The sequence below is a fragment of the Kitasatospora xanthocidica genome (genome assembly GCF_014656195.1).
Lineage (GTDB): Bacteria > Actinomycetota > Actinomycetes > Streptomycetales > Streptomycetaceae > Kitasatospora > Kitasatospora xanthocidica.
Window position 1 is genome coordinate 125493 of record NZ_BNBY01000015.1, and the last position, 22253, is coordinate 147745.

18 protein-coding genes and 1 pseudogene are annotated in these 22253 nt (G+C 75.0%); 17 read left to right on the forward strand and 2 right to left on the reverse strand.

Going from position 1 to position 22253, the window contains the following annotated elements; all coding sequences use genetic code 11:
• Window positions 1–243: 243 nt before the first annotated feature.
• The 14 genes and pseudogenes from ctaD to IE332_RS24905 all read left to right on the forward strand — a co-directional run.
• Window positions 244–1905 (forward strand): annotated as a pseudogene (gene ctaD, locus IE332_RS24840) (aa3-type cytochrome oxidase subunit I); the annotation flags it as partial.
• A gap of 311 nt (window positions 1906–2216) precedes the next feature.
• Entirely contained in the window at window positions 2217–2936 is a 720-nt protein-coding gene (locus IE332_RS24845; RefSeq protein WP_189920340.1) for a hypothetical protein, read from the forward strand.
• Window positions 2937–3075: 139 nt separating this feature from the next.
• A complete protein-coding gene (locus tag IE332_RS24850; RefSeq protein ID WP_189920341.1) occupies window positions 3076–3792 on the forward strand; it encodes a response regulator in 717 nt (238 codons plus the stop codon).
• Window positions 3793–3892: 100 nt separating this feature from the next.
• On the forward strand, window positions 3893–4300 hold the full coding sequence (locus IE332_RS42440; protein WP_189920343.1) for a PNPOx family protein: 408 nt from the start codon (window positions 3893–3895) through the stop codon (window positions 4298–4300).
• A gap of 160 nt (window positions 4301–4460) precedes the next feature.
• Window positions 4461–4835, forward strand: coding sequence for a hypothetical protein (locus tag IE332_RS24860; RefSeq protein WP_189920345.1), 375 nt, complete (start codon window positions 4461–4463; stop codon window positions 4833–4835).
• Window positions 4836–4996: 161 nt separating this feature from the next.
• A complete protein-coding gene (locus IE332_RS24865) occupies window positions 4997–5692 on the forward strand; it encodes an ABC transporter ATP-binding protein (protein WP_189920347.1) in 696 nt (231 codons plus the stop codon).
• A complete protein-coding gene (locus tag IE332_RS24870; protein ID WP_189920349.1) occupies window positions 5689–7929 on the forward strand; it encodes a hypothetical protein in 2241 nt (746 codons plus the stop codon). The genes IE332_RS24865 and IE332_RS24870 overlap by 4 nt, the downstream gene beginning before the upstream one ends.
• 487 nt (window positions 7930–8416) lie before the next feature.
• On the forward strand, window positions 8417–9163 hold the full coding sequence (locus tag IE332_RS24875) for a class I SAM-dependent methyltransferase (protein ID WP_189920351.1): 747 nt from the start codon (window positions 8417–8419) through the stop codon (window positions 9161–9163).
• A gap of 104 nt (window positions 9164–9267) precedes the next feature.
• Window positions 9268–9660 carry a nuclear transport factor 2 family protein gene (locus IE332_RS24880; RefSeq protein WP_189920353.1) on the forward strand — a complete coding sequence of 131 codons (393 nt, stop codon included), beginning with the start codon at window positions 9268–9270 and terminating at the stop codon, window positions 9658–9660.
• 166 nt (window positions 9661–9826) lie between these two features.
• Window positions 9827–11827 (forward strand): AAA family ATPase, encoded by a 2001-nt coding sequence (locus IE332_RS24885; protein ID WP_189920355.1) that lies wholly within the window; start codon window positions 9827–9829, stop codon window positions 11825–11827.
• A gap of 150 nt (window positions 11828–11977) precedes the next feature.
• On the forward strand, window positions 11978–12379 hold the full coding sequence (locus IE332_RS24890) for a hypothetical protein (protein ID WP_189920357.1): 402 nt from the start codon (window positions 11978–11980) through the stop codon (window positions 12377–12379).
• Window positions 12379–14154, forward strand: a complete 1776-nt coding sequence (locus IE332_RS24895) for an alpha/beta hydrolase (RefSeq protein WP_189920359.1) — start codon at window positions 12379–12381, stop codon at window positions 14152–14154. The genes IE332_RS24890 and IE332_RS24895 overlap by 1 nt, the downstream gene beginning before the upstream one ends.
• A complete protein-coding gene (locus tag IE332_RS24900; protein WP_189920361.1) occupies window positions 14151–14828 on the forward strand; it encodes a hypothetical protein in 678 nt (225 codons plus the stop codon). Before IE332_RS24895 ends, IE332_RS24900 begins: the two co-directional genes overlap by 4 nt.
• 41 nt (window positions 14829–14869) lie before the next feature.
• Window positions 14870–15349: a hypothetical protein gene (locus tag IE332_RS24905; protein ID WP_189920363.1), complete on the forward strand. Its 480-nt coding sequence runs from the start codon at window positions 14870–14872 to the stop codon at window positions 15347–15349.
• Between the two features lie 45 nt (window positions 15350–15394).
• Here the strand turns inward: IE332_RS24905 and IE332_RS24910 are convergent, their stop codons facing one another.
• The gene (locus IE332_RS24910) at window positions 15395–15973 is read right to left on the reverse strand and encodes a suppressor of fused domain protein (protein WP_189920365.1); all 579 of its coding nucleotides are present in this window, start codon (window positions 15971–15973) and stop codon (window positions 15395–15397) included.
• Between the two features lie 278 nt (window positions 15974–16251).
• On the opposite strand from IE332_RS24910, the gene IE332_RS24915 reads away from it, so the two are divergent.
• Window positions 16252–17796, forward strand: a complete 1545-nt coding sequence (locus tag IE332_RS24915; RefSeq protein ID WP_189920367.1) for an MFS transporter — start codon at window positions 16252–16254, stop codon at window positions 17794–17796.
• 68 nt (window positions 17797–17864) lie between these two features.
• Complete coding sequence (locus IE332_RS24920; protein WP_189920369.1) at window positions 17865–19229, forward strand: carotenoid oxygenase family protein; 1365 nt, start codon at window positions 17865–17867, stop codon at window positions 19227–19229.
• A 72-nt stretch (window positions 19230–19301) separates the two neighbouring features.
• Here the strand turns inward: IE332_RS24920 and IE332_RS24925 are convergent, their stop codons facing one another.
• On the reverse strand, window positions 19302–20999 hold the full coding sequence (locus IE332_RS24925; RefSeq protein WP_189920455.1) for a sensor histidine kinase: 1698 nt from the start codon (window positions 20997–20999) through the stop codon (window positions 19302–19304).
• 322 nt (window positions 21000–21321) lie between these two features.
• Here IE332_RS24925 and IE332_RS24930 point away from each other — a divergent pair, with 322 nt between their 5' ends.
• Window positions 21322–22206 (forward strand): universal stress protein, encoded by an 885-nt coding sequence (locus IE332_RS24930; protein ID WP_229928883.1) that lies wholly within the window; start codon window positions 21322–21324, stop codon window positions 22204–22206.
• Window positions 22207–22253 lie beyond the last annotated feature (47 nt).

Below are 22253 nucleotides of genomic sequence, written 5' to 3' on the forward strand. Positions count from 1 at the left end.
GAAGACCCGGCGCAGGGGCGGACGGGAGGGGCGCGTTCCGGTGGTTCTCGACCGGGCCTCCGCAGCCGGGCGAGCGCGGCCCGAGCGGGCCCGGGGCGGGAGGTCCCGGTCGGGGCCCGGGAACTCGGGCCCAGCGGCCCCGGGCGGGCGGGCCCAAGGGCCCTGGGGCGGGGGGCGTGCCGGTTCGGATCATGGATCGCCATCATTCGCACGACGTTCCTAAGGAGTGGGTCCTTGACCGCCATCCAGGCACAGGGCGACCCCACGCGACCGCCAACGGCCGTACCGGCCACGGCGGTTCGGGCCAGGCGGCCCAGGTCGGCCCTGGTCGGGCTGCTGACCACCACCGACCACAAGACGATCGGCACCATGTACCTGGTGTCCTCGTTCGCGTTCTTCCTGATCGGCGGCATCCTCGCCCTGGTCATGCGCGCCGAACTCGCCCGGCCGGGGACCCAGATCCTCTCCAACGAGCAGTTCAACCAGGCGTTCACCATGCACGGTTCGGTGATGCTGCTGCTGTTCGCGATGCCGCTGTTCACCGGCTTCGCCAACTGGATCATGCCGCTGCAGCTCGGTGCCCCGGACGTCGCCTTCCCGCGGCTGAACATGCTGTCCTTCTGGCTGTTCATGTTCGGCTCGCTGATCGCCGCCGCCGGCTTCACGACCCCGCAGGGCGCCGCCGACTTCGGCTGGTTCCTCTACGCGCCGCTCTCCGACGCGATCCACTCGCCCGGTGTCGGCGCCGACATGTGGATCATGGGCGTGACGCTCTCCGGCTTCGGCAGCATCTTCGGCGCCGTCAACTTCATCACCACCATCATCTGCATGCGCGCCCCCGGGCTCACCATGTTCCGGATGTCCATCTTCTGCTGGAACGTGCTGCTCACCTCGGTGCTCGTCCTGCTGGTCTTCCCGGTGCTGGCCGCCGCCCTGCTGGCGCTGGAGTGCGACCGCAAGTTCGGCTCGCACGTCTTCGACCCGGCCAACGGCGGGGCGATGCTCTGGCAGCACCTGTTCTGGTTCTTCGGGCATCCCGAGGTGTACATCCTGGCGCTGCCGTTCTTCGGCATCGTCTCGGAGGTCATCCCGGTGTTCAGCCGCAAGCCGATGTTCGGCTACGCGGGCCTGATCGCCGCGACCGTGGCCATCGCCGGCCTGTCGGTGACGGTGTGGGCGCACCACATGTACGTCACCGGGCAGGTGCTGCTGCCGTTCTTCTCCTTCATGACCTTCCTGATCGCCGTTCCGACCGGGGTGAAGTTCTTCAACTGGGTCGGCACCATGTGGAAGGGCTCGCTGAGCTTCGAGACCCCGATGCTCTGGACGGTCGGCTTCCTGGTCACCTTCCTCTTCGGCGGACTCACCGGCGTGCTGCTCGCGGCGCCGCCGATCGACTTCCACGTCTCCGACTCGTACTTCGTCGTCGCCCACTTCCACTACACGCTGTTCGGCACCGTGGTCTACGCGATGTTCGCCGGCTTCCACTTCTGGTGGCCGAAGATGACCGGGAAGAAGCTGGACGAACGGCTCGGCAAGATCACCTTCTGGACGCTGACCGTCGGCTTCCACGCGACCTTCCTGGTGCAGCACTGGCTCGGCGCCGAGGGCATGCCCCGCCGCTACGCCGACTACCTGGCCTCGGACGGCTTCACCACCCTGAACACCGTCTCCACCATCGGCTCCTTCCTGCTGGGCCTGTCGATCCTGCCGTTCCTCTACAACGTCTGGAAGACCGCCAAGTACGGCGAGAAGGTCACCGAGGACGACCCGTGGGGCTGGGGCCGCTCGCTGGAGTGGGCCACCTCCTGCCCGCCGCCGCGGCACAACTTCGTGAAGCTACCCCGGATCCGCTCCGAATCCCCGGCCTTCGACCTCCACCACCCGGACATCGCGGCCCGGGACGTGCTGCACCACAGCGGCAAGCCCGCCACCCACCTGGGCGACGTGGAACCGGTCAAGTACGACCGGCCGCTGAGCCGGGCGGGCCGGGCGGACCGGGCGGACCGGGCGGACCGGGCTCGGGTGCCGTCCGCCATTCCCGCGGCGCCCTCCGCCGAGGCCCCGACCTCGGACGGCTGAGGCCGCCCCCCGAACGCCGTCCCCGCCCGCGTCGCTGCCCCCGGGCGGGCGGGGACGGCCCCCTCGCCCCTTGCCCCATCCGTCCCACCGCCCCATCCGCCCCATTGCCCCGTCGTGACCAGGAAGGCCCGGTCGTGAACCACACCGTGCTCGCCATCGGCACCGCCGCCCTCACCTCGGGCGGCTGTGTCTGGTACCTGCCCGCCATCGCCGACCTCCAGGCCGGTGCCGACCGCCCCCGCTCGACCCGCACCGCCGCGGCGGCGTGCGTGCTGTGGTGGGCGGCGCTCGCGCTGGCGGGCGGACTGCTGCTCGTCGTACCGGACTGGCGGCCCGCCGCGCAGATCGCGCTGGCCGGCCTGGTCGGCGGCGCCGCGCTGCGGGTGCGGGCGCTGTGGGACCGGCGGCGGGAGGTGCGGGACACCGCGGCCCGGTGGGCCGCACTGGACGCCGGGCCCATCCCGCGCACCGGCCGGCCGCTCGCCGTCGCCCTCGCGGGCTGGCTGGTGGTCGGCTCCGCCGTCGCCTCGCTCGGCGCGGTGGCGATCCTGCTCTCGGGCGGGGGGAGCGTCGGCCCCCGGGTGGTCCTCGCGGGGACCGGCGGCGCGGTGGTCGCGCTCGTCTTCCTGCTGCTGGGACTGGGGAGCGTCCGACGCCAGGGCCCGTCTTCAAACCCCCGCCTGCGGGCCGACGCTCCCCCAGCCTTCGGCCGGGAGGTACCCCCAGGGCACAAGCGCGCCTCGCGGCGTTGTCGTCGGTCGCCGATGCTCCGCATGGACTCCCTCCTCCGCCTTGCGATGCACGCACCCCAACGCCGCCCCGCCCGCCCTGGCGGGCGGACGACGGGGGTTTGAAGACGGGCCCCGGGGCCGCTGAGGGCGATGACAACAGCGTGAATGGGGCCGTTCGGCCCTGGGGTCCGGCGGTGCGGTGGGCGATGATGCCGTGGGCCCCGCCAGGAGTGTGCGGGGGTGACGAAGGTGGGGCCGCGCGATGGCGACCAAGACGGAGGGGGCCGGGGCACCGGCCCCGGTCCGGGTGTTCCTGCTGGACGACCACGAGGTGGTGCGCCGCGGCGTGCACGACCTGCTGGACGGCGAGCCTGACCTGGAGGTGGTCGGCGAGGCGGCCACCGCCGAGCAGGCCCTCGTCCGGGTGCCGGCGCTGCGGCCCGACGTCGCGGTGCTGGACGTCCGCCTCGGCGACGGGGACGGCGTCTCGGTCTGCCGGGAGCTGCGCTCGCGGATGCCCGGCCTCGCCTGTCTGATGCTCACCTCCTTCGACGACGAGGAAGCGCTGCTGGACGCCGTGATGGCGGGCGCCGCCGGGTACGTGCTGAAGCAGATCAGCGGCACCGACCTGGTCGCCGCCGTCCGTACCGTCGCCTCCGGCCGCTCGATGCTCGACCCCGGCGCGGCCACCCGCCTGCTCAACCGGCTGCGCAGCGACGCCGAACCCGCCCAGCCGGTCACCACCGGACCCGGGCTGACCGCGCGCGAGCAGGAGGTGCTCGCGCTGGTCGGCGAGGGCCTGACCAACCGGCAGATCGGCGAGCGGCTCTACCTCGCCGAGAAGACCGTCAAGAACCACGTCTCGCGGCTGCTCGCCAAGCTCGGCGTGGAGCGGCGGGTCCAGGCGGCTCTGATCGCCACCGAACTGCGTCAGACGTCCGCCGCGCCGTCCTCCCCGCTGCGCGGCTTCCGGGGCTGACCGGCCCCGGATTCGCGTCCCCGGCCCGGGGCCCTCGGCGGGCCCCCGCCGGGACCATCGGCCCTCGTGAGCGTCCCCCGGCCCGGGCGAGCGTCGCGGCATGAACCACGACCACGTCCCGCACCCCCGGCACCCCTCGTACGGCCTGCGCGAGCTGCCCGACCTGCCCGAACTCCGTGAACTCGACCGGAACCGGGCGCTGGAGCTGCCGGCCCGGGCCTCCGTCGGACGGGTCGTCCACACCGTCGACGCCCTCCCGGCGGTCCTGCCCGTGCCCTTCCGGCTGGTGCCCGGCGGCGTGCTGGTCTGCGCGCCCGCCGACTCCCGGCTGGTTCGCGCCGTCGACGGCGCGGTGATCGCCTTCGAGCCGACGAGGTGGACGGCCGCGACGGCTCCGGCTGGTTCGTCGCCGTCCTCGGCCACGCCCGGGTCGGCCGGAGCACGGCCGGCCGACACCGCCCGGATCCGCATCCGCCCGGCGCTGGTCATCGGCAGCTGCCCGATGTAGCCGTGCGTGATGGAGCGCGTCGCCTCCCGTGGTTCTTCTCCGAACTTCCGAATTTCCCTCCCGTGCCGTCACATTCGATCGTCGGCATCCGTCGGAGGTGTGCAGGGCGCGGTGGAACCGCCCTTGTGGAAGCACCGAACCGTCAATGGAGGAAAGAGCCATGAACTTCCGTCAGACCGCTTCCCGGATCGGCCTGCTGGCCGCCGGCCTCGCCGTCGTCGCCGGTGGCGCGGGCGTCGCCCACGCCGACATGGACCGCTACACCTCGGGCTCGCACTCGTGGCGGACCGGCAGTGGCGAGGGTGCCCCGAACGGGATGGCCGCGGTGATGGACACCAAGGCCGACGGCAACCCGGTCTACACCCGGTACAACCGCAACTACCCGAGCACCGAGCTCTACTCGCTGTGGAACAAGAACGGTGAGGGCACGAAGAGCTACAGCGGGGCGGGCGGCGTCATCTGGGACATGAAGACCTGCGTCTCGCTGCCCGCGGGCAGTGACGACTGCAGCAACTGGTGGTCCGACGACCACTGATCCCCGGGCCGTACCCCGGTGATGTCCCGGCGGGGCGGGTGGCGCCGCCCGCCCCGCCGGACTCCGGGTCCCCGTACAACCTGCATAACCACCCCCCCCGCCGAACAGGGCGGAATCCAACAGATCGTGCACATAGCCACCAGGAAAGGCCCGGACCGCACATGACTGACGAACCGCCGGTCGTCATCCGCAGGCTCAGCTACCGCATCGGCGACCGCCGACTCCTGGACGAGGCCGAACTGTCCGTCGCCGCCGGTGAATCGGTGGCGGTGATGGGACCGTCCGGTACGGGCAAGAGCACGCTGCTGGCCCTGCTGGTCGGCCTGGACAAGCCCTTCGCCGGTGAGATCAGGGTCGCGGGCCAGGACGTGCCGCGGCTGGGCGGCGCCCGCCTCGCGGCCTTCCGCCGGGACCGGGTCGGCATGGTGTTCCAGTTCGGCGAGCTGCTCCCGGAGTTGGAGCCGGTGGAGAACGTGGCCCTGGCCGGTCTGCTGGCCGGCCGGTCCCGGCGGGACGCCCTCGCCGAGGCCCGCGCGCTGCTGGCCGAGGTCGGCCTGCCCGTGCGCCCGGGCGTGACGACGGCGGCGCTGTCCGGCGGCGAACGCCAGCGGACGGCCATCGCCCGGGCCCTGATGGGCGCACCGCCCGTACTGCTCGCCGACGAGCCCACCGGCTCCCTCGACGGCCCGGCCCGCGACCGGATCACCCGACTGCTCTTCGACCTGCCCCGGAGCCGGGGGTGCGCCCTGGTCGTCGTCACGCACGACTCCGCGGTGGCGGCCGCCGCCGACCGGACCGTGCTGCTGCGCGCGGGGAAGCTGGTCGAGGAGCCCGCCCTGATCGGTGGTGCCCGGTGAACGGTGAGGGTGAGGGCGGTGCCCGCCGGTTCGGGCGGCCGTCCGGTTGGGCCGGGGAAGGCGCGTGGACCCGGTTCGTCGCCCTGCTCTGCGCCACGGCGGTGCTGGTCCTGACCGGCGGCGCGTTCGTGGCCACCACGGCCGCCTACTCCGGCCGGGAGAGCCGCTCGGACGCCCGGAACCCGGCGATAGCGGCCGAGGGCGACCACCCCACCGCCCTCTGGACCAGCCACTGGGACTCCTACCGGGGCCGCCAGTTCGCCGTCGTCCTGATCTCCCCGCTGACCGACGACGCGCCCCTGCCGCCCGGCGTCGCCCACTGGCCGGCCCCGGGCGAGGTGCTGCTCTCCCCGGCCCTGCGCGACGGGCCGCCCGAGGAGGACTTCGCCCACCGCTACGGCAGTGTCGCCGGAACCGTCGGTCCGCAGGGCCTGGCCTCGCCGGGGGAGCGGCTCGCCTACGTCCGGCCGACCGCCGAGCTGGCCTCGACCACCAAGCGCTGGGTCGGCATCACCGGCTACGGCGGCGGCTCCAAGGCGGCGTTCGGCGACATCAGGATCGTCCGACCGGCCGGCGAACTGCTGGCCGCGCTGGCCGTCCTGCTGGCCCTGCCCGCCCTGGTGCTGGCCGTGGTCGCCGCGCGGACGGGCGCCGTCCCGCAGGACCGCCGGCTCGCCCTGCTGACCGTCCTGGGCGCGCGCCGCCGCGACCGGGCGAGGGCCGTGCTCGCGGCGGCCGTCCGGCCGGTGGCGGCCGGGGTGGTGACGGGTGCCGCACTGCTCCTGCCGTTCCTGGTCCTCGACGTCGAACTCCCGTGGATCGACTACCGGTTGGACGCCGGGGACCTCCGGCGGGCCTGGCCCTGGCTCGGTGCGGCCACGGTGCTCGCCCTCGCGCTGATCGGCGCCGTCCTGCTCCTGGTCCGGCCGCGGAGCGCCACCGGAGCCGGACGCCCGACCCGGTCCGCCGGTGCCGGTGCTGGTGCCGGTTCCCGGGCGGCCGGGCCCGGTTCCGGTGTGGCCGGGCGGCTCCGGACGCCGGTCCTCGGGATGTGCGGCGGGTTCCTGCTGCTGGCCTGGTTCGCCGGCCCGCTCTTCGGCGGCGGCCGCTCCAGCGCCCAGGTGTTCATCGTGGCCACCACCGGACTGCTCGTCACCCTCCCCGCAGCCGTCTCCTGGGCCGTCTCCCGGACCGTCGGCCCGCTCGCCGCGGCCGCCGCCCGCCGCAGCCGCGGCCCGGCCCTGATCGCGGCCCGCACGGCGGCCGCCCACCCCGGCCTGGTGGCCGGGCTGACCAGCGCCCTGGTGCTCTGCGCCGGCCTGCTCGGCCAGGCCCGACTGCTCACCGACTACACCACCATGACCTCCGGTGGGCCTGCCCGGGTCGCCGCGGCCGGACAGGGCGCGGCGGCGATCGTCCAGGCCTCGGCAGCGGCCCGACCGGACCAGCGCTTCCTCGCCGCGCTCCCGCCCGGCGTGCACACCGTGTCCGTCGGCTCCGGCCCGGCCGGGCTCCCCCTCGTCCAGGCGCCCTGCGCGGAGCTCACCGCGCTCGCCCTGCCCTGCCCCACGGAGAACACGAGCGTCACCGTTCCGGCCGGAGGCCTCGACCGGCGGCTGCGCGAGGCCGTCCTGGACGACGGCGGGAGCGCCGGGCCCACCGGCGTCGCCGTCCGCACCGGGGCACTCACCGGTCTGCGGGACGACGGTTCGTACGGACTGGTCGTCGTCGCCGACGGCGGCCGGCTCGACGTCCCGGCGGTGAAGGCCGCCGTGTACCGCCACCTCGGCGCGACGGCCAACGTCGACGTCCCCGGTGAGCGCGGCCAGTCCGCCGCCAACGCCCACCAGGCCCGCTGGGTGACCTTCCTCGGCGGGGCCGGCGCCCTGGTGCTGCTGCTCGCGATCGGGTTCGGCGCCCTGGCGCAGGCCCTCCGCTTCGCCGCCGCGGTCGCACCGCTCGCGCCCCTCGGCGGCGACGGCCGACTGGTCAGGTCCGCCGCCCGCCACCTGCTCGGCCTGCCCGTCCTGACCGCCGTCGTCCTCGCGACCGCCCTGGACACGGTGCTGGCCCTGCCCCGCCTCCAGACCCCCGACATGCTCGCCACCCCAGCCCGCTCCCTCACCGACTACGGCGCCCTCCTCGCTGCGGCCCTCCTGCTCACCGCCACCCTCACCGCCACCGCCGGCACCGCCGCCACCCGCCTCGCCGGCCGCTGGACACCGGCGGGGGACTGAGGCCTGTCGTGCGGGTCTTCGCCGGGTCCGCGACGCCAAGGCACGCACTCGCCCAGCCTCCGGCGTGCGTTGCACGCACCCTGACGCCGCGGCCTGATCCGACAAGACCCACAAGACACGCCCTGGGGCCTGCCTTGGGTGACCGGCGACCGGCGGGCTCGGGAGGGCGAGTCCGGGCGTCGGGTCGGAGGATGTCGCCGGACCGCCAGGACACCGCCGTGCGGCACCCCGCGGCCGCCGCCACGGCTCGTCGGCGGGCCGTCGGGAATGCCGGATCGACGGGGCGATGGACGTGTGACCGCCGTTTCGGGAGCGCGGAGAGCCGGTACGGCGACCGGGCCGGGATCCGGGCGCGGGCGGGGGGCCGGGGCGTTCGCCAGGTCGAGGAGCCGGCCGTGCCCCAGGGCGTGTCCGGTGCCGCGTCGACGGCGAACACTTGCCCGGGCGGCCGTCGGTCCGCTTCACTACCGGGCGGAGGGGGTGGCGCATGCTCGACTACGACCGGGAGGCGCGGGAGTACGACGCCTCGCGCGGGGGCGAAGCCCGGGCGGAGGCCGCGGCGACGGCCGTCGAGCGGCTGCTCCCGGCCGACACCCGTACGGTGCTGGACGTCGCCTGCGGGACGGGAATCGTCACCGCCCGGCTGCTCCGGCCCGGCCGCACCGTGCTCGGGATCGACCGCTCGCCCGGGATGCTCCGGCTCGCCGAGCGCCGCCTCGCACGGCGGGGCCCCGCCGGCGCCGTGGCCCGCGCCGACGCCACCCGGCTGCCGGTCCGCACGGGCGGCGCGGACGCCGTGGTGCTGATCTGGCTGCTCCACCTGCTGCCGTCGGCCGGACCCGTCCTGGCGGAGGCCCGCCGGGTGCTGCGGCCCGGCGGCGCGCTGATCACCACCGTCGACAAGAACGCCGCCGCGTTCACCGAGCCGAGCGACCTCGCCGAACTGACGGCACCGCTGCGCCGACGGCACGCACCCCGGGCGACGGACGACGCCGACCGGCTCACCCGGCAGGCGGCCGCCCTCGGCCTGCACCCCGCGGGCGGGACGGCCTTCACCGGTGCCGGACAGGGCCGCAGCCCCCGCGCCTGGCGCGAGGCCGTCGAACGCGGCCGCATCCCCTGGTGCGCCGACCCGGCCGACGCGGCCGCCACCGTCCGGGCGCTCGCCGCCCTGCCCGAGCAGGACGCGCCGCGGCCGGACCCGCGCTACCGCCTGCTGGCCTTCCGGGCCTGACCAGGCGCCTGAACGGGCCCGGAGCAGCCCCGGCCGGCCCACGCAACGAACGGCGGGCCCCGGCACGTGAACCCCTGGACAGGACCCACCGGAGGAAGACCACGATGACCGCCACCGACATCGCCCGAGCCGTCAACGACCTGCTGTTCGATCCGGACCTCGACCTCGACGAGGCCCTCGACCGGCACTTCACGCCCGACTACCGCCAGCGCACCGACGGCGTCTGGAGCGACCGCGCCGGCTTCGCCCGGCACATGGCCAAGCTGCGCTCCCTGGTCCGCGGCGGGCACATCGAGGTGCACGACGAGCTGCGCGACGGGCTGAGCTATGCCGACCGGCACACCGTCACCGTCGTCAAGGAGGACGGCCGGACCTCCCGCATCGAGGTGTACCTCTTCGCCCGGCTCGCCCCGGACGGGCGGTTCCGGCGGGTCGAGGAGACCACCCGGCTCGTCGACGGCCACGAGGACGACCGGAACCTGGGTTCCGTCACGTGAGGGCGGCGCACCCGGCGGCGTACCTGTCGGCGCACCCGGCGGGGCGGCCCGGAGCCCGGCGCCCGTCACCGCGGGACCCGGCACCACGGCGCCCGTCACCGCAGAACTCGTCAAGGCCCGCCCCGCACCACGGGGCCGGCGCCGACACCCGGGGAGGGGAACCGTCATGGCGTCCGTCAGGGACAGGCTGAGCGACGCGCGGGGCCAGGCCTTCATCGGCCGGGAGGAGGAGGTCGACGGCTTCGCCCGGGCCCTGGCCGGTGACCCGCGGTCCCCGTTCGCCTTCTACCTGGTCGGCCCGGGCGGCATCGGCAAGTCGACCCTGCTGCGCCGCCTGGCCGACCGAGCCCGGGCGGCCGGACGGTCGCTCCTGGAGCTGGACGGCCGGTTCGTGAGCCGGGACCCGGCCGACTTCGAGCGGGCCGCCGCGCCGTTCCTGGACGTCCCCGGGACGGTCCTGCTCGTCGACTCCTTCGAGCACTGCCAGTGGCTGGAGGGCTGGCTGTGGCAGCGCTTCCTGCCCCGGGCCGCCGACGACGCCCTGGTGGTGCTGGCGGGCCGGCTGGCACCGCAGCCGCAGTGGACCGCCGACCCCGCCTGGGCCGGGCTGCTGGACGTCCGGGAGCTGCGGCCGTTCTCCGAGGACCAGGCCCGGGCCCTGCTGACCACGGCCCGGGTGCTGCCCGAGCTGCGGGAGCGGGTGCTGCGCTTCGCCGGGGGCAACCCGCTGGCCCTGTCGCTCGCGGCCGCGGCCAGGGCGTCGGACTGGAGCCGGGAGGACGTCTGGGCGCCCTCCGCCGACGTGCTGCGGACCCTGCTGTCCGGCCTGATCGGCGAGGTGCCGACCGCGGCCCACCGCCGCGCCCTGGAGGTGGCGGCGCAGGCCTACTCGACCTCGGAGGAACTGCTCGCCTCGGTGCTGCCCGACGAGGACGCCCACGCGCTGTTCGGCTGGCTCAGGGGCCTGCCCTTCATGGAGTCCACCCACCGGGGCCTGCACCCGCACGACGCCGCGCGCGAGACGCTCGCCGCCGACCTGCGCTGGCGCGCCCCCAACGGCTTCGTGGCGATGCGTCAACGGCTCGCCGAGGAGTACCTGCGGCAGCTGCGCGAGGCGCCCGAGGAGCGGGTGTGGACCGTCACCGACGAGCTCTTCCACGTCTTCCGGGAGGGGGAGATCGTGGCCCGCACGCGCACCTGGTCCCGGGAGGACGAGGTGCACGACCGGCCGCTGCGCCCGGACGACCTCGACGTCGTGCTGCGGATGGCCGAGGAGACCGAGGGCCCGGCCTCGGCGGAGCTGGTGCGCTACTGGGCGCGGCGCCAGCCGCAGGCGTTCAGCGTGTACCGGCTGGTCGGCACCGGCCGGGTGGTGGCGTTCACCGCCCGCCTGGCCCTGCCCGCCCCCGCCGACCCCGAGGACCTGGCCACCGATCCGGTGGTGGCCGCGGCCTGGGCGTACACCGAGGCCACCGCTCCGGTGAGCCCCGGCGAGCACATCGGCGTCAGCCGCTTCACGGTCTACCCCGAGCGGTACCAGGTCCCCTCCCGGGTGATCGACCTGAGCAGCTCCCGGGCCCAGGCGGAGTCCGCCCGCGCCCGCGGCCGCGCCTACGGCTTCGCGGTGTGGCGGGACGCCGAAGCGTGGGCCGCGCGGGTCAGGGGCAGCCTCACCGACACCGGCGCGCGGCCGCGGGTCGGCGACCACACCTACGGCGTGTTCGGCGTCGACTGGCGCCACGTGCCCGTCGAGACCTGGCTGCGGCACTTCATCGCGGCCACCGCCGTACCCGTGCGGGCCGGGCCGTCGGGGGTGTCGCGCAGCGGGTTCGACCAGGCCGTACGGGAGGCCCTGGGGCACTGGCGCGACCCCCGCGCCTTCGCCGCCTGCGCCCTGCTGCGCGCCCGGCTGGCGGCCGACCTCGCCGACCCCGTGGAGGAGTTGCGCACCCTGCTGCGGGAGGCCGTGGAGGACCTCGCCCGCGACCCGCGAAGCGCACGCGCCAAGGAGGCCCTCACCGCCGGATTCCTCTCCGGGGCGCCCACCCAGGAGGCCGCCGCCCGCCGGATGGGCCTGCCGTACGGGACCTACCGGCGGCACGTGCGGCAGGGGCTCGACCTGCTCTGCGAGGCGCTCTGGCACCGGGAGTTGCACGGCCCGGGGTAGGCGCGGCGGCCGCCCCGCACGCAGCCCGCCGGACCGGTCCGCGCGCACGGGTGATGATCGCGGTCTGCTACGTTCACCTGCACGTATGACTCGCTCGACCGGGCCGATCCGCGGGCGGGCGCAGGGTGGCTGACAGGGGGACCGGAATCCATGAACGCGTACGCAGGCTCGGACGGGCCGGGAGGGCCCTTCGTCGCCCCGTGGACGGGACCGTCGGCGGCGGCGCCGCTCGGGCCGACGTTCGGGGTCAACCCGGCTGACCTGGACCTGGCGGCGAAGGCCGCGAAGGAGAGCAGCGAGGCGATGCCGGGTGAGCTGAAGGCGATCCACCAGCCCTCCGACACGGCGGCCGCCGCGCTGTCGGGCTGGCAGGTCGGCGCCTCGCTGCACAACTGCACCGCGGCGTGGGAGGAGCTGCTGAACAAGCTCGCCTCCGAGGTCGACGGGGTCGCCCTGAAGCTGAGCCAGACCGCCACCGACTACCGCAACGCGGACAAGAACGGCGCCTCGGGTCTGAAGCCCTCCGGTCTGTTCCCGCAGGGGACGCGCTGATGGTCACTCTCGCCCAGCTGCGCGACGCCGACCTGTCCGGCCTGGCGCCGGCGGCCACCGCGTACGACACCCTGGCCACCAACTTCGGCAAGCACGTCCAGAACATGCAGCACGAGGTCCTCAAGCACGTCCTCAACGCGAACTGGGTCGGCAACGCCGCCGGCGCCGCCAACGCCTCGCTGCAGCGCACCAGCAATCGCCTGGACGCCGCGCACACCGAGATGTCGGCGGTCTCCGGGCTGCTGCGCGAGGCCTCCGACAGCTTCCTGCTGGCGCAGTCCAAGCTGCAGGCGGCGTTGCAGGAGGCCAAGGACCTGGGGCTGACGGTCGCCGACGACGGGACGGTGTCCTGGCCGGCGCCGTCCAAGGCCGACAGGAACGACCCGGACTACAACATCCCCCAGCGGGCGAAGGCGCTGGCGACCCGGATCTCCGGCGCCGTCACCGAGGCCGGGAACGCCGACCAGAAGATCTCGGCGCTCCTGAACTCCCTGACCGAGCGCGCCCGCAACGGCACGGGGCTGGAGACGGACAAGGCGGCCGCCGACCTGAAGGCCGTCACGCAGCAGGGCGTCGACCTGATGGCCGCCGGCTTCCCGCCCGCCGGCGCCTCGCCGACCGAGGTCAACTCCTGGTGGCGGGGCCTGACTTCGGCCGAGCAGCAGCGGCTCATCGAGGGGCACCCGGACCTGCTGGGCATGCGCGACGGCATCCCGGCCGTGGCCCGGGACCAGGCCAACCGGCTGAACCTGGCCAACCTCATCACCAAGTACCAGCAGCTGCCGAACCCGACGGACGACGACAAGCAGAAACTCAACGGGTTCCTCGCGATCAGCAAGCGCCTGGACACGGACAAGGACAAGCAGCCCCCGCGGCTCCTGATCGGGATCAGCGAGGAAGGGCAGGGCCGCGGCATCCTGGCCTTCGGCAACCCGGACACCGCGAAGAACGTCAGCGCGTACGTGCCGGGGCTGGGCACCAAGCTCAGCGACGTCGGCGGCAAGGACGGCGACCGCGCCCTGAACGTGCTGAACGCCGCGCAGAATGCCGACGCCGGCTCCACGTTCGCGTCGATGGTGTGGCTCGGCTACGACCCGCCGCCGGGCCTGGAGAAGCTCCAGGAGGGCGACATGCGTCCGCTGGACGTGATGGACACCGAGCGTGCCGCGAAGGGCGGCGCCGCCTACGACAAGTTCATGGCCGGCCTGCGCGCCACCCACGACGGTCCGCCCGCCCACCTCGTCGCCCTCGCCCACAGCTACGGCTCCACCACCGTCGGCCTGGGCGCCCAGATGAACGGCGGCACCGGCGCCGACGACATCATCCTCGTCGGTTCCCCCGGCACCGGCGCGCAGCGCGCCTCGCAGCTGCACATCGACCCCAGCCACGTCTGGGTCGGCGACGCGGAGAACGACCCGGTCAGCCACCTGCCGTCCAAGGGCCGGGTGTCCAACGACCTCCAGGGCGCGGTGCAGGGGGGCGTGATCGCCGGCCCGATCGGCAGCGTCGTCAGCGGCTACGTCTCCGACAAGGTGTACGACTGGTTCGGCCCCGAGAACCAGCTGTGGTTCGGCCAGGACCCGGGGAGCAAGGAGTTCGGCGCCAACCGCTTCGCCGTCCCGGACGGCCCGTCGATGTCCTTCGACTCGCACTCCCACTACATGGACGAGCCGAAGAAGGACCCCGCACCGGACGACACCGCGGTCTCGGTCAACAACATCGGCCAGATCCTGGCCGGGCAGTACGGCAACGTCACGAGGCAGGACCAGCGATGAGCACCCCCCACGGCCGCACCCCGCCCGTCAGCGCCGCGCTCTCGAACGACCCGCGACCCCGCAAGCCGCTGACGCGGCGCCTCGCCGCGGCCGCCGTGCCCCTCGCACTCGTGCTGACCCTGACGGCCTGCGGTGCCGTCACCGCCGCCGTCAAGGACGGCGCCCGCCCGGACCCGACGGCGACGGCACCGCTCATGCCGCCCGGGCAGGCCCTGCAGAAGCTCGACGCCCTGCTGGCCGAAGCGACCTCGAACGTGCAGCCGGCGCTGCGGTACTGGGATGCCTGGCCCGTAGCCAAGGAGCAGTACTCCTCCGGCCTGGACGAGCACTCCCTGGGCTACGCCAAGGCCTCCCGCACGCGCCACGTCATGACCAAGGTCGCCCCCGCCAAGTACGCCACCCTGCTGGACGCGGTGCGGAGCGTGTGGAAGGCCAAGGGCTACCGCATCGAAGAGGGCCCCACCGGGCAGGCCGTGTCCGCCACCACCGCAGAAGGTCTCAGCGTGGGAATCGGCATCGGCTCCGCCGGGGACATCGACATCCAGGCCACCGTCAGCCCGATCCCGGTGCCCGACGGCCGGGACCCGTTCGGCACCCCCACGCCGGACCCCGTCATGGCCAACGGCAACCCGGACGTCCTCCCGAAGTACGACGACCCGTACTGGTCGCTCTGACCGCCGCATCCCCACCTCCCCGTTCCGAAAGCCCCCACCCCATGACCCCCGAACAGGCCGTCCAGGCACTCGACGCCCTCCTCGACGAGGCGATGTCCGCCATCCGCCCCCCGCTGCGCTACCGGGACGGCTGGCCGTGGTCCACCGAGCGGACCGCGGGCCCGGACGACCACTCCCTGGGCTACGCCACCGCCACCCGCGACCGGTACGTCATGACCAAGGTCGCCCCGTCCAAGTACGGCGCGCTGCTGGGCATCACCGAACGCGGCTGGCGGGCCCGGGGCTACCGGATCACCGCCGTCAACCCCAGCCAGCCCGCCATGTTCGCCTCCACACCCGACGGGTACGGCGTGTGCCTGCTCGTCGGCGCCGCGGGCAACATCACCTTCCAGGCCGGCGTCGGCCCCATCCCGGTCATCCGCGACCGCGACCCCTTCGGCACCTACGTCCCCGAGCCGACCCTGCCCGACGGCCGCCCCGACATCCTCCCCCGGTACGAGGACCCGTTCTGGTCGCACTGAACCCGGCCCGGCAGGTGCGGCGGGTCAGACGACGGAGTGCGCCGGTCAGACGACGGAGGCCCGCCGGGGATCGACCGGGTCGATCGCGTGCTCGTCGAAGAGGCTCTCCAGGGCCTCCAGGCCGCCTTCCCGCCGGAAGTCCTTCTCGGCCGTGGTGATCGGCAGCAGCCAGAGGATCCGGGCGTGGGCCCCGCCGTCCCAGGTACAGACCTCGAACTCGGGCCCGAACGGATAGGGCAGGCTCACCAGGTAGTGGTCGCAGTCCGAGTCGTCCAGCCACGGGCGGCCGATCGGGACGGTGTGGCCGACGTCGAGCCGTTGGCGAACGGGCCCGCAGTGGTAGTACGCGTTCATGGTGACGCTCTCCAGATTGACCCACTCGTCACGCGGTGCGGCCAGGAAGAACTCCGTCCCGTGACCGTCGTGCTGCGTCGACTCCCAGCAGCCCGACGTCACGTACAGCCACCAGTCACCCGGGCGGGCGGGATGGATCCGGAAGATCCGGAACCCGGGCACGCGGTCCTCGATCGGCCCCTCCACCCCGGGGACCTCGTCGATCACACGACCGGGAAGGGTCCTGCGGAGGTGGTCGAGGAGAGCGGTGCGTGCTGCGGCGTTCGGCATCCGGTCATCATGCCCCCGGGCCGTCGGAGCCCGTCGACCGGGGTGCGCTCCCCGCCCGGTCAGTCGGCCCGCCCGGTCAGTCGGCCCGGCCACGGGAGAGGACCGTGCGGACGACGGCACCGGCGGGGGCGTTGCCGGCGGTGAAGGTGCCGCCGAGCTCTTCGGCCCGCTCGGCCATGGACCGCAGGCCGACCCCGGACAGCGGTGGACAGTGATGGACAGTCCCCGGGCCCGGCGGGCCTGGCAGGTGGACGGCGCCCGGCCCGAGGCTCTGCGGCATGAACCTCGTACGCACACCGAAGGGGCCGGGGGCCGGCCGTGCCCCACGGCCGGGAGCCGCGCTCGCCGCGCTCGCCGCGGCCCAGTTCACGGTCATGCTCGCGACCTCGATCGTGAACGTCGCACTGCCCCAGATCCGCGCCGGGACCGGACTCTCGGACGGTGCCGTCACCTGGGTGGTCAACGCGTACGGCCTGGCGTTCGGCGCGCTGCTGCCGGCCGGCGGACGGGCCGCGGACCTGCTGGGGCGCCGCCGGGTGCTGATCGCCGGGGCCGGGCTGTTCGCGGCCGCCTCGCTGACGGCGGGGCTGGCCGCCACCCCGGAGGTGCTGATCACCGCCCGGGCCCTCCAGGGCCTCGCCGCCGCGGCGATCGCCCCGGCCGCGCTCGCCCTCGCCCTGGTGCAGGACCCGTCCGGCCCCGGGCGCGGCCGGGCGCTGGGGGTGTGGGGCGCGGTCTCCGGCGCGGGCGGCGCGGGCGGCGTCCTGCTGGGCGGGGTGCTCACCGAGGCCTGGGGCTGGCCGTGGATCTTCCACGCGGTCGCCCTGGGGTCGGCGCTGGTCCTCGCCGCCGTGGCCGTCCTGGTGCCGACGGACGAAGGATCGGTGGTCGGCCGGGGGAGCGGCCGGGGGAGCGGGCGGTTCGACCTGGCCGGCACCCTCACCGTCACCCTCGCCCTGACCTGCCTGGTCTGGGGCCTGACCACCGCGCGCGGCGCCGGCTGGAGCGACGGCCGGGTGGTGGGCGCGCTGGCGGCCGCCGTCGTCCTGCTCGTGGCCTTCGCCGCGATCGAGCGCCGCCGGCCGAACGCCCTGGTGCCGCCGCGACTGCTCACCACCGGGCGGGTGGCCGCCGGCAACCTGCTGATGGTCCTGCTGGGTTCGGTCTGGATCGCGCTGTTCTTCTTCCTGCCGCTCTACCAGCAACAGGTCCTCGGGTCCGGGCCGCTGGCCACCGGAGCGGCTCAACTCCCGCTCGCCGCCGCCAACATGCTCGGTGCGGCGCTGGCGCCACGGATCGCCCGGCGGATCGGCGCCACCACGACCGCGGTCGCCGCGCTGCTCACCGAGGCCGCGGGCCTGCTGTGGCTGTCCCGGATCGCCGCCGACGGCGGGTACGCCACCGACGTCCTCGGCCCCACCCTGCTGATCGGCCTGGGCCTCGGCGCCGCCTTCGTCCAGCTCACCGCGCTGGCCGTGGAGGGCGTCCCGCCCCAGGACGCCGGACTGGCCGGCGGACTGGTCAACACCACCCGCCAGGTCGGCGGCGCGATCGGCCTCGCCGTGCTGACCACACTCGCCGGATCCGTCACCGCCGGGGCGGCCGGCCACCACTCCCACCCGGAGGCGCTCACCGCCGGCTACCGGGCCGCCTTCGCCGTCTCGGCCGCCGTCCTGACGGCCACCGCGCTGCTCGCCCCGCTGCTGCTCCGGTGCACCGGGCTGCGGCGTACCGGGCTGCGGCGTGCCGGCGGGACGGGCGCCGCGGCCGACGCACCGCCGGCGCCCGACCACCGCGAACCCCGGGTCGGACAGAGCGCCTGACCCCCCGGGCGGCGCCGCCGCGCCGAATCAACTGACCCATCGTCATATCCCAGTGAGAGGCAACCGTCATGACCGACCAGAAGCCCTACCTGACCGGCCACTACACCCCCGTCGTCGACGAGGTCACCGCCACCGGGCTGACCGTCGAGGGCGCCCTGCCCCCGGAGCTCAGCGGCCGGCTGGTCCGCAACAGCCACAACCCCAAGCCCGGCGTCACGCCCACCCACTGGTTCAAGGGCAGCGGCATGGTCCACGGCCTGCGGCTGCGTGACGGGCGCGCCGAGTGGTACCGCAACCGCTGGGTGCGCACCCCCGCCCTGGACGGCGCCCCCTACCTGACGGAGCACGGCCCCGACCTGACCGCCAGCGCGGCCGGCACCCACGTCATCGAGCACGGCGGGCGCCTGCTGGCCCTGTGCGAGGCCAACCTGCCCTTCGAGCTCACCCCCGAGCTGGAGACCGTCGGCGCCTACGACTTCGGCGGGACGCTGCGCACCGCGATGACCGCGCACCCCAAGGCGGACCCGGTCTCCGGCGAACTGCACTTCTTCGGCTCCTCGCCCGTCCCCCCGTTCCTCACCTACCACGTGGCCGACGCCAAGGGCCGGATCGTCCACAGCGCCGAGGTGCCCGGTGCGAGCGCCTCGCTCAAGCACGACTTCGCGATCACCCGCGGCCACGTGGTGTTCGTCGAGGGGTCCGTCACCTTCGACCCCGCCGAGCACTCCGGGATCCCGTACGGCTGGAAGGACGAGCAGGCGGCCCGGATCGGGGTGATGCCGCGCGGTGCGGACGGTGCCCGGGCGATCCGGTGGTTCTCCGTCGAACCGGGCAACATGCTGCATGTCTCCAACGCCTACGAGGACAGCCGGGGCCGGATCGTCCTGGAGGGCCCGACCGTCGACCGGGAGGGCTTCGCCCTGTCCTGGAACTGGTGGACCGGGAGGCCGGGGCGCGGCAGCGAGCCCGTCTCCCGTTCCTACACCCGCCGTTGGGTGGTCGACCCGGTGGCCGGTACCGTCGACGAGCGGATCGTCGACGACCTGCCGGTGGAGTTCCCGACCCTCAACGAGGAGTACCTGGGCGCCGACAACCGCTACCAGTACGCCGTCTCCTTCCCGGACGAGGCGGGCCACGGCGGCTACGGCGTCGTCAAGTACGACCGGGTCACCGGCGCCCGCCGCATCCGCCGGGTCGGCGACGCCCGGATGCCCAGCGAGGCCCTGTTCGTCCCGGCCGCCGACGCCGGCGCCGAGGACGACGGCTACCTGCTCACCGTCGTGACGGACCTCAAGCAGGACGCCTCCCAGCTGCTCGTCCTGGACGCCTCCGGCCTCGACCGGGTCGCCACCGTCCACCTGCCGCACCGGGTCAGCGCCGGCCTCCACGGGTCGTGGATCCCGGACGAGGGCCGGGGCATCGGCCGCGGCTGATGCGCCGCCCGCCCCTGCCGGACCCGGGTCCTCCGGGCCCGGCAGGGGCCCCGCATCGGGCCCGGCAGGGCCTCAGGACCCGATCGGGGCCTCCCAGGCCAGCCGGGTGCCGCCGTCCTCGGCGGGGGTGACGGCGAAGGAGCCGCCGACCCGCTCGGCGCGCTCGGCGAGGTTGCGCAGGCCGCTGCGCCGTCCGCCCTCGGGCACGCCCACGCCGTCGTCCGCGACGGTCAGCGCCACCCGGCCGGCGAGGGCGCGCAGCGTCACCTCGACCCGGGAGGCGCGGGCGTGCCGGGCGGCGTTGCTGAGCGCCTCGGCGAGGACGGCCACCACGTGCTCGGCCAGTTCCGGCGGCACGTCGGTGTCCAGCAGGCCCTCCATGCTCAGCCGGGGCGCGAAGCCGAGCGGGCCCTGGGCCTCGGTGACCACCCGGGTGGCCCGGGCGCGCAGGCCGCGGTCGGGTTCGCTGTGGGCGCGCAGACCGAAGATCGTCGAACGGATGATCTTGATGGTCTCGTCCAGGTCCGCCACCGCCCGGGCCACCCGGTCCGCGGCGGCCGGGCTCTCGATCAGCCGGCCGGCGCTCTGCAGCGTCATGCCCGTCGCGAACAGCCGCTGGATCGCCAGGTCGTGCAGGTCCCGGGCGATCCGGTCACGGTCCTCCAACAGGGTCAACTGCTCGGCGTCGCGCCGCCGTTCGGCCAGCTCCAGGGCGAGCGCCGCCTGGTCGGCGAAGCCCAGCAGCGGACCGGTCTCCTCCGGCCCGAAGGCCGGCTGCCCCTGCGCCCTGGCCAGCAGCAGCACGCCCCGCCCGTACCCGGGGCCGGTGCCCAGCGGCACCGCCACCGCCGCGCCCAGCCCGTCGAAGCGGCCCGCCGGACCGGCCGGGAAACGGGGATCGCAGGCCAGCTCGTCACTGGTGACCGGCGACCCGGAGGCGTACGCGGCACCGGACAGCGTGCCGTCCACCGGCACCGTCACCCCCAGCCGTGCCGACGGCGTACCGCCCAGCGCGACCTCCACCGCCAGTTCCTCGGCGCGCTCCTCCGGGCCCGCCAGCGCCACCGACACGTCCGCCAGTTCCGCGCCGGAGATCTCCCGGGCCCGCCGGGCGATCCGCTCGACCACCTCCAGGCGCGGCGCCCCCGACAGCAGGCTGCGGGTGATCTCGGTGCTCGCCCGCAGCCAGCGCTGGCGCAGCTGGGCCTCCTCGTACAGCCGGGCGTTGTCGATCGCCACCCCGGCCGCGACCGCCAGGGTGGCGATCACCGCCTCGTCGTCCTCGTCGAAGTCCAGCCCGCCGCGCTTGTCGGTCAGGTAGAGGTTGCCGAACACCTCGCCGTGCACCCGCACCGGCACCCCGAGGAAGGTGTGCATCGGCGGGTGGTTCGGCGGGAACCCGACCGAGGCCGGGTGGTCGGAGAGCACCGGGCAGCGCAGCGGCCGCGGTTCGCGGATCAGCTCGCCCAGGATGCCCCGGCCGGCCGGCGGCGGGCCGATCTCGGCCATCTCCTCGTCGGTCAGACCCACCGTCAGGAACTGCGACAGCGAGTGCCCGTCCGGCCCGATCACCCCGAGCGCGGCGTACCGGGCGTCCACCAGGTCCGCGGCCGCCTCGACGATCCGGTGCAGCGCCTGCGCCAGGTCCAGCTCACGGCCGACCGCGAGCACCGCCTCCAGCAGGCTGTGCACCCGGTTCTGCGTCCCGCGGGCCGCGTCGATCCGCCACTGGAGCTCCTCCAGCAGCTCGTCCAGGCGCAGCCGGGGCATCCGCGCGCCGCCACCCGCCGCGCTGCCGTCCGCTCCGCCCACCGCTGTCCTCCTCCTCGTGCCCTGCCGTGTCCCGTCTGGCCTTGTGGCCGTCCGATCGGCGGGATCGCCCCTGCTCACGGTAGTGCCAGGGTGTCGGCGGAGTGGAGGGCGGGGTCGGTCGTAGGCTCCCGAAGCGGGCCTTTCGTCCCGTGGCCGAGGGTCCTGCGGCCTCTGTCGCGGGGCCGTGGGCGGCTGCCAGGGTGGGGGAGGAGCGGACGGAGCGTCAGCGCGCCGCCGCCGGCTCCGAACCACCGAGTGCCGACACCGTGGAGGAACGCTCATGAGCGAGCGAAGCGAGCTGACGCCGACCGTGCTGGCCGGGATCGACGGCTCACCGCAGAGCACGGCCGCCGCCCACTGGGCCGCCGAGGAGGCGGTGCGCACCGGCGCCGCACTGCGGCTGGTGCACGCCTGGCCGTGGCTGACGGACGGCGTGTCGTCGTTCGCCGAGCCCGACGACCTCCCCGACGTCGTCCAGCGGACCCTGACCGAGGCGGCCGAGGACCTCCGCGGGCGGTACCCGGACCTGGCCGTACGGACCGACGCGGTGCTGGACGCGCCGGTCGACGGCCTGGTGGCCGCCGCCGGGGACGCGGAACTGCTGGTGCTCGGCTCGCGCGGCCTCGGCGGCTTCACCGGGCTGCTGCTCGGCTCGGTCAGCATGGCCGTGGCCGGGCGCAGCGAGGTGCCGGTGGTCGTGGTGCGCGAGGCCGGAGAGGCCCGGGAGGCCGCGGACGGCACGGCCGAGGTGGTGGTCGGCGTCGACGGGCACGCCCCGGAGGAGGAGGTGCTGGCCTTCGCCTTCCGCGAGGCCGCCCTGCGCGGGGTCAGGGTCCGGGCGGTGCACGGCTGGGACCTGCCACCGCTGTTCGGCTACGCGGGCGGGGCCGTCCCGGCGGCCGAGATCGCCCAGCTGGAGGCACTGGAGGCGAAGCTGCTCTCGCTCGCCCTGGCCGGCCCCCGCGAGCGGCACCCGGACGTCGCGGTGGTCGAGGACGTCCGGCTGGGTGCGGCCCGCGGCCTGGTCGAGGCCTCAACCGGAGCCGCGCTGGTCGTGGTCGGCCGACGCCACCGCCCGGTCGACTTCGGCCCCCGCCTCGGCCGGATCGCGCACGCGGTACTGCACCACGCGGAGGCACCGGTCGCGGTCGTCCCCCACGGGTGAGGCGACCAAGGCCCCGGCGCGCGACGGGCCGTAGGGCCCTGCCGCCC

Excerpts from the sequence above, each read along its gene's own strand:
- IE332_RS24860 (WP_189920345.1), top strand. The coding sequence starts at position 4,461 with ATGAACTTCCGTCAGACCGCTTCCCGGATCGGCCTGCTGGCCGCCGGC.
- IE332_RS24905 (WP_189920363.1), top strand. The coding sequence starts at position 14,870 with ATGACCCCCGAACAGGCCGTCCAGGCACTCGACGCCCTCCTCGACGAG.
- IE332_RS24865 (WP_189920347.1), top strand. The coding sequence starts at position 4,997 with ATGACTGACGAACCGCCGGTCGTCATCCGCAGGCTCAGCTACCGCATC.
- IE332_RS24885 (WP_189920355.1), top strand. The coding sequence starts at position 9,827 with ATGGCGTCCGTCAGGGACAGGCTGAGCGACGCGCGGGGCCAGGCCTTC.
- IE332_RS24915 (WP_189920367.1), top strand. The coding sequence starts at position 16,252 with ATGAACCTCGTACGCACACCGAAGGGGCCGGGGGCCGGCCGTGCCCCA.
- IE332_RS42440 (WP_189920343.1), top strand. The coding sequence starts at position 3,893 with ATGAACCACGACCACGTCCCGCACCCCCGGCACCCCTCGTACGGCCTG.
- IE332_RS24890 (WP_189920357.1), top strand. The coding sequence starts at position 11,978 with ATGAACGCGTACGCAGGCTCGGACGGGCCGGGAGGGCCCTTCGTCGCC.
- IE332_RS24850 (WP_189920341.1), top strand. The coding sequence starts at position 3,076 with ATGGCGACCAAGACGGAGGGGGCCGGGGCACCGGCCCCGGTCCGGGTG.
- IE332_RS24880 (WP_189920353.1), top strand. The coding sequence starts at position 9,268 with ATGACCGCCACCGACATCGCCCGAGCCGTCAACGACCTGCTGTTCGAT.
- IE332_RS24925 (WP_189920455.1), bottom strand. The coding sequence starts at position 20,999 with ATGCCCCGGCTGCGCCTGGACGAGCTGCTGGAGGAGCTCCAGTGGCGG.
- IE332_RS24895 (WP_189920359.1), top strand. The coding sequence starts at position 12,379 with ATGGTCACTCTCGCCCAGCTGCGCGACGCCGACCTGTCCGGCCTGGCG.
- IE332_RS24900 (WP_189920361.1), top strand. The coding sequence starts at position 14,151 with ATGAGCACCCCCCACGGCCGCACCCCGCCCGTCAGCGCCGCGCTCTCG.
- IE332_RS24930 (WP_229928883.1), top strand. The coding sequence starts at position 21,322 with ATGAGCGAGCGAAGCGAGCTGACGCCGACCGTGCTGGCCGGGATCGAC.
- IE332_RS24875 (WP_189920351.1), top strand. The coding sequence starts at position 8,417 with ATGCTCGACTACGACCGGGAGGCGCGGGAGTACGACGCCTCGCGCGGG.
- IE332_RS24910 (WP_189920365.1), bottom strand. The coding sequence starts at position 15,973 with ATGCCGAACGCCGCAGCACGCACCGCTCTCCTCGACCACCTCCGCAGG.
- IE332_RS24920 (WP_189920369.1), top strand. The coding sequence starts at position 17,865 with ATGACCGACCAGAAGCCCTACCTGACCGGCCACTACACCCCCGTCGTC.